Below are 10576 nucleotides of genomic sequence, written 5' to 3'. Positions count from 1 at the left end.
TTGACCACGACCTTCAATCTCATTTTGAGCGGTGATGAGCAACAAATGACAGTCCCGTCGAAGACAGCCAGCAGAATCACCATTCCTCTCGCACTGCTCGTAGTACTGATTCTTCAACTCGCCCATACCAGCCGAGCAAACTCCGTCACATGGGACGAAGCGCACCACCTCTTCGACGGCTACAACATCTGGACGCATCACGACTACGGCCTCAACCCCGAAGTCCCACCCTTCGCCAAGCTCGTCGCCGCAGCGCCGCTGCTGCCCATGCACCTGTTCGTACCCACCGTGCAGGATCGCTCCGAGCAGACTGAAGCCTTCTTGGACGGCAAGGACTTCCTCTTCCGCAACGACGCCAACAAGCTACTGTTCATCGCGCGTATGACCATGGCGATCTTCACCGTCGTGCTCGCCGTGACCATTTTCGCCGCCGGCACAGAGATGTTAGGCCCCATCGCCGGCCTTGTCGCGCTTGCGTTCTTCGTCTTCGACCCCAACATCCTCGCACACGGCGCGCTCGTCACTACCGACGTCCCTATCGCCTGCTGCATCTTCCTCGCACTGTACCTCTACTATCGCTATACCAGGCGCCCCACGCTCACGCGCTTGCTGCTCGTAGGACTCGTCACCGGCCTCGCCATGGCCACGAAGTTCACCGGACTGCTCGTCCTGCCAATGCTATTTCTGGTCGCGATTGCCGAATCCGTCTACGGGCGCGACTGGCGCATTCTCATCCGCCGCGCACTCGCCATCATTGCCGTCGCGTTCATCTCGTACATCGTCCTCTGGGCGTTCTACGGCTTCCGGTACAACGCGCGTCCAGCAGGCCGTGAACTCAATCCCCCACTTGCCGACTATCTCAAACAAGTTCCCGACCCGCACGACAGCGCGCACATGGCCTTGCTTGCCCGCCACCACATCCTGCCGGAGGCCTACATCTTCGGTCTCGCCAACACCAAAATCACCGAGTTCGCCGACACCAGCTACTTCTTCGGGCGCATCTACCGCCACGGAACGCGCCTCTACTTCCCTGCCGCGTTGCTGATTAAATCCACGCTGCCATTCCTCATCCTCTTTGCCGTCGGGCTTGCGCTGCTTATTGCAGGCCGCCTCAAACGCGGTCTCAAACCATTCATCCTTCTCGCCCCGCCCGCGTTCTATTTCGTCGTAGCGATGCACTCCACCATGGACATCGGTTACCGGCACCTGCTCATCATCTTTCCATTCCTCTACATCTTCATCGCCGCCGCGGCCGTCGTGCTGATGCAGATGAACCGCCGCTGGACCTTCGCCATCGCCGCACTGCTCCTGTGGCAGGGCGTCACCTCCGCGCGCGTCTCGCCTGCCTACATGGCCTATGCGAACGAAGCCTGGGGCGGCCCATCGCATCTGCACAACTATCTCGGCGACGCCAACACCGACTGGGGTCAGCAGCTCAAAGCCGCACACCAATACCTCGCAAGCCACAACATCAAAGACTGCTGGCTCGCCTACTTTGCTGACGGCGTCGTCGACACTGCCTACTATGGCATCCCTTGCAAGCGTCTGCCCACAGTCGAGACCACCGCATGGCTCAACCTGCCGATGAACGTTCCACCTGAGATCGACGGCCCCATTCTCATCAGCGACGGCGTGCTCGCCGGCATCGACTACGGCGACGGCGCGCTCAACCCGTACGAGCAATTCCGCGAGCTCAAGCCCACCGCAGCCATCGACTACGGCCTCTTCGTCTACGACGGACACTTCAAAATCCCACTCGCCTCCGCGCTTGTCCACGCAACGAAGGCACAACATCTTCTTTGGGGCGGAAATCCTGGCGATGCCCTTGTTGAAGCGCAGCAAGCTGTAGCGCTTGCGCCAGACTCAGCCTCCGTCCAGACAGTGCTCGGCGATGTGCTCAGCAAACTCAATCGCCCTGATGAAGCGCGCCAACACTACGAACAGGCGCTCAACCTCACACAGACAATCAAGCCCGAGTTACAGACCTCGCTTGCCGCAGAGGTCAAAGGCAAGCTGGCCACACTGCCAACCGCCGAGGCACGGACACCGTAACCAATCCAATCACTACGCGCAAGGCAAACAATATGCGAAGATAGCCAAGCGCATGGACCTCGCTTCCCTACTCCACCAGACCTTCGGCTTCGACTCCTTCCGGGCCAACCAGGAAGCCGTCTGCCGCGCTGCCACCGAAGGCCGCGACGTGCTGCTGGTCATGCCCACCGGAGCGGGAAAGTCTCTCTGCTACCAGCTCCCCGCCATCGCGCGCGGAGGCACCGCGCTCGTCATCAGCCCGCTCATCGCGCTCATGGACGACCAGGCCACCAAGCTCTCCGCGCTCGGCCTGCGCGTCGGCCGCATCCACTCCGGCCTCTCACGCGACGACGCCCGCCAGACCTGTCGCGACTATCTCGACGGCACGCTGCAATTCCTCTTCATCGCGCCCGAGCGTCTCCGCGTCCCCGGCTTTCCTGAGATGCTCGCCAAACGCAAGCCCGCGCTCATTGCCATCGACGAGGCGCACTGCATCTCAGCCTGGGGCCACGACTTTCGCCCCGACTACCGCACCCTCGGCGACCATCTCCCCAATCTGCGCCCCGCGCCCGTTATCGCGCTCACCGCAACGGCAACGCCCACCGTTCAGCTGGACATCGTCGCGCAACTCCGGCTCGACAACCCCTCGCTCTTCATCCACGGCTTCCGTCGCCACAACCTCGCTGTCGAAGTCGTCGAGATGTCGAAGCCACGCCGCAATGAGTTCACCATCAAGCTGCTCGCGGATAGCGCGAACCGCCCAGCCATCGTCTACGCGCCCAGTCGCAAAGCCGCGGAAGAGCTTGCGTCACAACTCGGCGGCAGCGCAGCCGCGTATCACGCAGGACTCGACCCCGCCACGCGCGAGCGCGTTCAGCGCCACTTCCTCTCAGGCCAACTCGAAGTCGTCGTCGCTACTATCGCCTTCGGCATGGGCATCGACAAGCCCAACGTCCGCACCGTCGTCCACGCCGCGCTGCCCGGTTCAGTCGAACAGTACTACCAGGAGATCGGCCGCGCCGGACGCGACGGCCAGCCCAGCCGCACCATCCTGCTGCACTCCTTCGCCGACCGCAAGATGCACGAGTTCTTCCTCGAACGCGACTACCCGCAGCCGTCCGAGCTGACGCGCGTCGCCACCGTGCTCACGCCCGATTTCCAGATGCCTGAGATTCTTCGGCAAAAATTGACGATGGACGTCGAGACCTTCGACATCGTCGTCGGCAAGCTGGTCGCGCAGAACGCCGCCGCGCTCGACATCGCCGGCAACGTGCGCAGTGCCACCACCACCAACTGGCGCAGCGGCTACGAGTCGCAGCTCGCCTTCCGCCGCAGCCAGATCGAGCTGATGGCCGCCTTCGCCGAGACGCCGCGATGCCGCATGTCCGCGCTCGTCCAACACTTCGGCGACACCGCCGACGGCCTACGTCCCTGCGGCAAATGCGACTTCTGTTCGCCCGAACGCGCCGCCGCGCAAACCTTCCGCACGCCCACCGCGCACGAAGCCAGCCAGCTTCGCGCAATCCTTGAAGCCCTTGCAACAAGGTCGCAATCCACAGGCAAGCTGCACACGACGCTCGCGCTCGGTGTAGACCGCAAACAATTCGACGCGTACCTCGACGCCCTCACCCGCGCCGGCCTCGTCATCATCACACCCGACACCTTCACCAACGCCGAAGGCGCGACCATCACCTACAAACGCGCCGCCCTGACGCACGAAGGACAGATGCTCGGCCCATCCGATCCGCTCGCCGTCATGCTGAAAGATGTTCAAGACGGAGCGAATGAGAAGAAAGCCAGATCGCGCAGCGGCAAAAACTCCGCGAAGAAAGCAGCCAGCTCCGTCGACTCCGCGCAACTGACACCAGAGCAGCGCGAGCTGGAAACCACCCTCCGCGCATGGCGCAAATCCGAAGCGGCAAAGACCGGCAAGCCCGCCTTCATCGTGCTGTCCGATGCGGTCCTGCTGAATATCGCCGCGGCCCAACCCCGTACCATCCCCGAGCTGCTCCGCATCTCCGGCATCGGCCCGGAGAAAGCCGACCGCTATGGCGCTGAAATCTGCGCACTTTCGAACGGCCAGCAAGTTTCCACAAATTTCGTTGATACCTCCGCGAACGAAGCGCGTCCAATGGGCATGAAGACGAAGACCACCCCGAAGCCCCTTGTTCGCGCCCGGGAAGATCACGCTCACGAGGAGCACCCTGGCGTTGCCGCTGAGACCTTCCATCGGCCGCGCCACGACGCGCCCGACCCGTCGGAGTCTCTCACCCCCGAACAGCAAACGCTCTACCAGCGCCTCCGCGACTGGCGCAAATCTGAGTCGGAAAAGCTCGGCCTGCCGCTGTTTTTCGTGCTGGCCTCGACCACACTGCGCAGCATCGTGCTCGCACGCCCGCAGACGATGGCCCAGCTCAGAACCATCCAAGGGCTCGCCCACGACAAGCTGGAAAAGTTCGGCCCCGGCATCCTCAAGGTCTGCACCACCTAGCCATCTGAATCACTATTCATTCGCGACGCTCATGTGCTACCGTGCATCTGGTAGCCATGAGCCAGCCTGACAACACGCGCCACGTCCCCGATTCCCTCCGCACCAACCCCACCATCGACGAGCGCGCCAACCACTGCTTCGGCTGCGGCCCGGCAAACCCGCAGGGCCTGCACCTGGTCTTCACCACCGACACCTCAGACCCCGCAAACATCACCGCAACCTGCCACTTCAGCCTCACCCGCATGCACGAAGGCCCTCCCGGCTACATTCACGGGGGCATCGTCGCTGCCCTGCTCGACGAAGCCATGAGCAAGCTCAATCGTCCACTCAACGTGCTTGCCATGACGCGCCACATGGAGGTCGATTACCTGCGCCCCGCGCCGCTCCACCAGCCGCTCGTGCTCGTCAGCCGCCACCTCTCACGCGACGGCCGCAAGCTCTACCACCAGGCCGAGATCCAGCGGCCGACCGGCGAAGTGCTTGCCCGCGGCAAAGGCCTCTTCATCGTGCTGGACGAAAAGCTCCTCGCCGCCGCCGGTCTCACGCAGCCCGAAAACTAAAAAATCAACCGGACAAGACTGAGACCGGTTTTCCACCTGTCCTGACCGGTGATATCGGTGCAAATCGGTGTTAAGCCTCCGGACCGCCAAGCCGACGTCGCCGACTGATTCGCAAAAACTGCTAAACTTAAATCTCTCGCGGACAACTGGAAACCGACACGTCCAACCGCGGCGCAAGGAGAAACTCGCCATGACAAATACCAACGGCACCGGCAACTTCGACACCCCGTCTCTGCGGCTCAAAACCGGCCTGGCCGAGATGCTCAAGGGCGGCGTCATCATGGACGTCATGAACGTCGAGCAGGCCCGCATCGCCGAAGAGGCAGGCGCGGTCTCCGTCATGGCGCTCGAGCGCGTGCCCGCCATGATTCGCGCCGAGGGCGGCGTCGCCCGCATGGCGAACCCCAGGCTCATCAAGCAAATCATGGCCACCGTCACCATCCCCGTCATGGCCAAGGCCCGCATCGGCCACTTCGCCGAGGCGCAGGTCCTGCAGGAGATCGGCGTCGACTTCATCGACGAATCCGAGGTCCTCACCCCCGCCGACGAGACCTACCACATCGACAAGCACGCCTTCACGACGCCCTTCGTCTGCGGCGCGCGCAACCTCGGTGAAGCCCTCCGCCGCATCGCTGAAGGCGCAGCCATGATCCGCACCAAGGGCGAACCCGGCACCGGCGACGTCGTCCACGCCGTGCAGCACATGCGTCAGATTGTCCGCGAGATCAAAGCCCTCACCACGCTCGGCGACGAAGAGCTCTACAACGCTGCGAAGGTCCACGGCGCGCCGTACGAGCTCGTCCGCATGGTGGCCAAAAACGGCAAGCTGCCCGTGCCGAACTTCTCTGCCGGCGGCATCGCCACACCCGCCGACGCAGCTCTGATGATGCAGCTCGGCGCCGAAACAGTCTTCGTCGGCTCAGGCATCTTCATGAAGGAGCGCGCCACTCCGCTCGACGTCGAGAACAACCCGATCGAGCGCGAAGAGGCTGTCTCCCGCGCCCGCGCCATCGTCATCGCAACCACGCACTTCAACGATCCGAAGATCGTCGCCGAAGCCAGCGAGCAGGTCACAGGAACAATGAAGGGCCTTGCAGCCGCAGCCATCGAAGAAGCGCAGCTCATGCAGACGCGAGGCTGGTAAAAGATTTCTTTTTAGAAGCGAGCAGTTGTCAGCCAGGGCACGACAACCACCGTCTTGCCTTGGCTATACCCAAGCACACCACGCTCAATCATTCTCGGATCGGTCTCGACCTCAACCGAAGCACGGTGCTGCGCAAAAAACTCTAACGCACCGGCCTCAGTTGCAAACACGATGAAGTCGTTGGGATGCCGCGCCACATCGCGGCGCAGGCTCGCACGCATCAACTGCGTATCGCTGATTGGACTCGATTCGATGACCCTTCGCGGTGTCGGTGCGAGCGGATTCGCAAGAGGCATCACCGATGCACAGGCAGGTAAACCCAGGAGCAACGGAACAGCACACAGCGAAACTCGGACCCACGTAACTCGCACAACTATGGTTTAGCCCAGAAGCACCAAAAGAGACATTCCCCGAAGGATGTACACCAATCCTCTATTCTTTGCTGCAGATGGCTTTAGAAGTTGAACGCCAGCCCACCCTGAACGGTGCGTGGGGCCTGTGCCAAGAACAACATATGGCCATCTGAAGTCATGACCGGACGATATCCCTGCGCCAACAGGTTGGTAATATCTACCGTTGCCTCCATGCCCGCCGGAAGCAGATTTCCCAGTCGAATGGCCTGCCGCAGATAGCAGCTAAAGTAAGCCTGGTCGCCGAATGCCCCATAAGGATTGACCGCAGTGACAATCTGCGCCGGCTGCCACCGATACGATGCCCTTACCTGCGTACCGGAGTGGATGATTCTTCCCTTCACCGCCAGTGTCAGTGCCTGAGACATCCGCGGAGTCATGTCGGTTGCAACGGCGGGCAGCGTCAGCGAGCTCTCGTCCCGAGCCTCCATACCCGCACCCGTGCTATAAGCCAATGCCAGCCACATCGCCGGAGTAATCGGCTCCGAGAAAGTCATGTCAATGCCGCGCGTCTTGTAGCCCGCGCTCAGCACCCGGAACTCACCTGTAGTCGCATCGGCCACAATGCCACCCTGGTTCGTCTGGCTGAAGCCCTGGATGTCGGCAGCCGTCAGCGCACCGCCTCCGGCGATCATGACGTTCTTCTGTGAGTCCAGATAATACGCAACCTGAACCAGGCCCTTGCCCACCTTGTGGCCAGCCGAAAACTCCTGGTGCGTACCCTGGGCAGTCTGGAGACGGCCACGCGACATAACCGCCACTGGCACCGGCTGTTCTACCGCATCCAGGCTGCTGTACGACTGCACGTCCTGTGAAGTGGCCACTCGATACCCAGCCGTCCACGATCCAGGATGCGCCGTTATCTTCAGGAACGGCCGTACAGCGGTGGCGTAGCCATTGGTCTGGACGACATACAGCGTGCTTCCGGCCTCAACATCGGCCATATCGCCCATCTTCATCCGCTCAGCGGAGACCATCTGAAGTGCCCGCATCCCGTCCACATTGCCCGAGCCCACCATCTCCGGATGCGACTGATAACTGGCCATCATGCGCGACGCGCCTGCAAAACCCATCGCACGCTCATATCCCCCTGCGAACGACGTTGAAGGTCCACCCGTATAAGGGCGCCCCATGGTGCCGTAGTCGGCACGCATCACCACATTGGCGCCGTCGTCCAGCGTCCGTTCCATCAGCAGAACATTGTGCAGCCCATTCGCGCCAAAGCCGCCATCGCCCGCTACCAGCGAAGCGCGAGCCACAGGGGTCCGCTTTTGCGGCTCCGTCAGGCTCGACGAAACGACCACCATCTTGCCATCGTCATTCAGTCGAAGAATCGGGCGGTTCGCCGCCGAACGCAGGGTCCACTTCCAGTCGTCGTCGGGCTCGTCCGCCTTGCGACGCTCCGCAGGCAGCCAGGCCGACGGTTCGAAGAGTGTGTTCAGGGTAAGGTTGACGACAGCCTCGGCTCCAGACCGCAGGTGCAGATTGTTCCTGCTCGCCGGCATGAAGAGCGCAGCGCTGGCCTTAACGTCGTAATGTCCGGGAACAAGATTGGCGATGATATAGCGGCCATGCAGGTCGGTGAACGCCGCACCCATAATCGACGAATCAGCCCGCAGCACCTGGACCAGCGCCCCCATCTGCGCGACGCCCTGTGCGTCTCGTACAACGCCCGAAACCATCGCTCCCTGAGCGACGGCTTCGCTGACAGATGCCATAGCCAGCATCAGCGTCAGAAGTGCGATCTTCACCTGGGTCCGTTGCACAGTCATCTTCCTGCGCGCCGAGGCTGCTCCGAGTAATACTGCCACCCCAAAAGCCGGGGTGAGAGATTCAGATCTGCGCTCGCTGCCGGTTGTCGCTTCCCTGGGAATCCGCGCAACCGTGCCGCATCTTTCACGCAGCCTCTAGTCAACAATGAACGGCGCAGATTCTGCGATCTGCTGCTTCGTTATCCCGTCATCGACCTTGATTGAGACCTGGTACTTGCCTGGCTGCAAGCTCGCCAGCGGAAGGCTCTTCTCAATCGTAATCTGGTCTGCATTCGGATTCATCTTTGCTGTCAAATCTTCCGACTGCAGGACGGGTTTATTTGTGTTCAGGTCCTCGATCTCGTAATGGATCGTGGCTCCGTTATGCTTGCTTTTTTCGTCGATGCCAAGGTTATACACCTGCATCCAGAAATTCAAGTTCTGGGCACGATGAAAAGTAACCGGCTGAGATACCTCAGTCGGCACCCTTGGGCGAATCCTCGTGTTTCCAATAACAAAGTTGCCCGCGCCGATGTCCTTCGACGGTACCCGCTCCATCTGGTCGGCCAGAATCAGCGAGGACGAAGCCAGATGGTCGTCATCGTAACGCGGCACGTTGATACTGCGTATCCAGCGGCCCACATGATCGGGATTATTCACGTCTTTGATAACAATGACGACCTTATATAGCCCCGGTCGCAGTGGCAGGGCCTTCCAATAGACCGAGTGATTATTCTCGGTTTGGCCCAATAGTTCGCTCGGAACCGCTACATCCACTGTGTTTTCAAAGGTTTGAATCGGGCGGTGCGTCATATTGAAGACGCGGCCAAGAATATTCACCTTCGCTGTGGCTACCCCATCCTTATTTTGAAACGTCATGTCGCCATTACGGATCTGAACCGTCAGCGGCACCAGAATCGTGTCGTTCGTGACCTTCACATAATCCGTGCGCACGTCGAAAAGGAACGGCGGCCCGGTCAGGATCTTGGACGAGGTCATGTACTCGTCCATGTCCTTGAACTTGATCTCCGGCGGAGCCATCAGCTTGGCATAGCGGTCCAGTCGGTCAAACTCCTTGCTCTGCTGCTCGGAGCTCATCGGCCCCTTGCCGAGCTGTTCGATGCCGCCCCCGTTGAAGCGGTCCGCCTTCGACGCCTGCCCCATCTGCTCATACATCGTCAGACCGGCGCCGGGAACGTGCTTCAGCGCGTCCTTCTCCGAGCGGTCGATCGTCATGTGGTAGTCGCCGCACATGCACGTATCGACAAATTCAATGTCGATGTTGTCGCCAATGCCCTCAATATACCGGTAGTGCCAGACCTCGAACGGGAAGGTCGAAGTCTCGCCGCCGCCTTCATCCATCGGGCGCTCGTAGCTGCCGCCGCTCGGGTGCGAATCAATCGAGTCCGGTTTGCCGTAGGCAATATAGATGTGTCCGCGGTCGGTCATCCAGCCCGGCTTGCCCGCGGCGAAGTGCTCGTTCGCATACGCAATGCGGGCGTAGTGCTCTTCCTTATATTCGTTCTCGGGAGAATCGGGATCAGGGTTCCGGCGACGCCAGAAGTTCTCGATGAACTGGTCGCGTTCCTCGTCGTTACTTAGGCTCTTGAAGGCCGACAGCTCCTGGTCGGTGATGATCCAGCGGACGTCTTCGTCCACCCACTTCTTGTAGACGCCATGTAACTCGCCCTTGAGCGCCTTCTGCTGCGCCCGGCGCTCCTTGTCGGTCAAGGGACGCTTGAGTGGGTCGGGCTGTTCTACCGTCGGTGCAGTCTGGGTGACGCCATCAGCAGACGGGCTACCCGCATCCTGCGCCGGCAAGGCATGCACCCCCAGAAGAGCAAGGGAGAACAAAGCTGTGCCTGCTGCCAAACGCCGTACGTTGTTCATAATGGGGGTGGCACTCCTGTCGCCAGTGTTCATTGTAGAGCGGTCATGCCCCCGGGACAAGAGCCGGATTCGTGCTTTCCCTGCTATCATCTTCGGTGCGCAGTGAAACGCGTTAGATGCATCTCCCAGCGAGGTATTCCTCCAGGTTCTATTCCGGAAAATGGCGCTCCATAAGCAGTTGGACGACGCCAGGAAAGAAACCGATAGGCGGAGGTAAAAGAAAAAGATGTCCGTGACCGGCATAGGACATCCAAAGAAATTTAGAGACCCGTCACGGAACACATACAACCGCACCTCCG

The 10576-nt window shown here is 61.0% G+C and carries 7 protein-coding genes; 4 read left to right on the top strand and 3 right to left on the bottom strand.

The window, feature by feature from the left end; all coding sequences use genetic code 11:
• Positions 1–45 precede the first annotated feature (45 nt).
• The 4 genes from IEX36_RS03580 (at position 46) to pdxS (ending at position 6226) form a co-directional block, all read left to right on the top strand.
• Complete coding sequence (locus IEX36_RS03580) at positions 46–2052, top strand: glycosyltransferase family 39 protein (RefSeq protein WP_188757937.1); 2007 nt, start codon at positions 46–48, stop codon at positions 2050–2052.
• A 52-nt stretch (positions 2053–2104) separates the two neighbouring features.
• Positions 2105–4522, top strand: a complete 2418-nt coding sequence (locus tag IEX36_RS03575; RefSeq protein ID WP_188757936.1) for a RecQ family ATP-dependent DNA helicase — start codon at positions 2105–2107, stop codon at positions 4520–4522.
• Between the two features lie 56 nt (positions 4523–4578).
• Entirely contained in the window at positions 4579–5082 is a 504-nt protein-coding gene (locus tag IEX36_RS03570; protein WP_188759798.1) for a PaaI family thioesterase, read from the top strand.
• 190 nt (positions 5083–5272) lie between these two features.
• Positions 5273–6226, top strand: coding sequence for a pyridoxal 5'-phosphate synthase lyase subunit PdxS (pdxS, locus tag IEX36_RS03565; RefSeq protein WP_188757935.1), 954 nt, complete (start codon positions 5273–5275; stop codon positions 6224–6226).
• Positions 6227–6237: 11 nt separating this feature from the next.
• Here pdxS and IEX36_RS03560 read toward each other — a convergent pair whose 3' ends face one another.
• The 3 genes from IEX36_RS03560 to IEX36_RS03550 all read right to left on the bottom strand — a co-directional run bounded on the left by IEX36_RS03560 (position 6238) and on the right by IEX36_RS03550 (position 10277).
• Complete coding sequence (locus tag IEX36_RS03560) at positions 6238–6522, bottom strand: hypothetical protein (protein ID WP_188757934.1); 285 nt, start codon at positions 6520–6522, stop codon at positions 6238–6240.
• Between the two features lie 158 nt (positions 6523–6680).
• The gene (locus IEX36_RS03555) at positions 6681–8402 is read right to left on the bottom strand and encodes a carboxypeptidase-like regulatory domain-containing protein (protein WP_188757933.1); all 1722 of its coding nucleotides are present in this window, start codon (positions 8400–8402) and stop codon (positions 6681–6683) included.
• A gap of 141 nt (positions 8403–8543) precedes the next feature.
• Positions 8544–10277 carry a GWxTD domain-containing protein gene (locus tag IEX36_RS03550; protein WP_188757932.1) on the bottom strand — a complete coding sequence of 578 codons (1734 nt, stop codon included), beginning with the start codon at positions 10275–10277 and terminating at the stop codon, positions 8544–8546.
• Positions 10278–10576 lie beyond the last annotated feature (299 nt).

The organism is Edaphobacter acidisoli (assembly GCF_014642855.1).
GTDB lineage: Bacteria > Acidobacteriota > Terriglobia > Terriglobales > Acidobacteriaceae > Edaphobacter > Edaphobacter acidisoli.
Note: the sequence above shows the minus strand (reverse complement) of the source record. Positions and strands in the feature narration are given on the sequence as shown.

Coding starts and splice junctions, on each gene's coding strand:
- IEX36_RS03580 (WP_188757937.1), top strand. CDS start 46: ATGACAGTCCCGTCGAAGACAGCCAGCAGAATCACCATTCCTCTCGCA.
- pdxS (WP_188757935.1), top strand. CDS start 5,273: ATGACAAATACCAACGGCACCGGCAACTTCGACACCCCGTCTCTGCGG.
- IEX36_RS03550 (WP_188757932.1), bottom strand. CDS start 10,277: ATGAACAACGTACGGCGTTTGGCAGCAGGCACAGCTTTGTTCTCCCTT.
- IEX36_RS03560 (WP_188757934.1), bottom strand. CDS start 6,522: ATGCCTCTTGCGAATCCGCTCGCACCGACACCGCGAAGGGTCATCGAA.
- IEX36_RS03570 (WP_188759798.1), top strand. CDS start 4,579: ATGAGCCAGCCTGACAACACGCGCCACGTCCCCGATTCCCTCCGCACC.
- IEX36_RS03575 (WP_188757936.1), top strand. CDS start 2,105: ATGGACCTCGCTTCCCTACTCCACCAGACCTTCGGCTTCGACTCCTTC.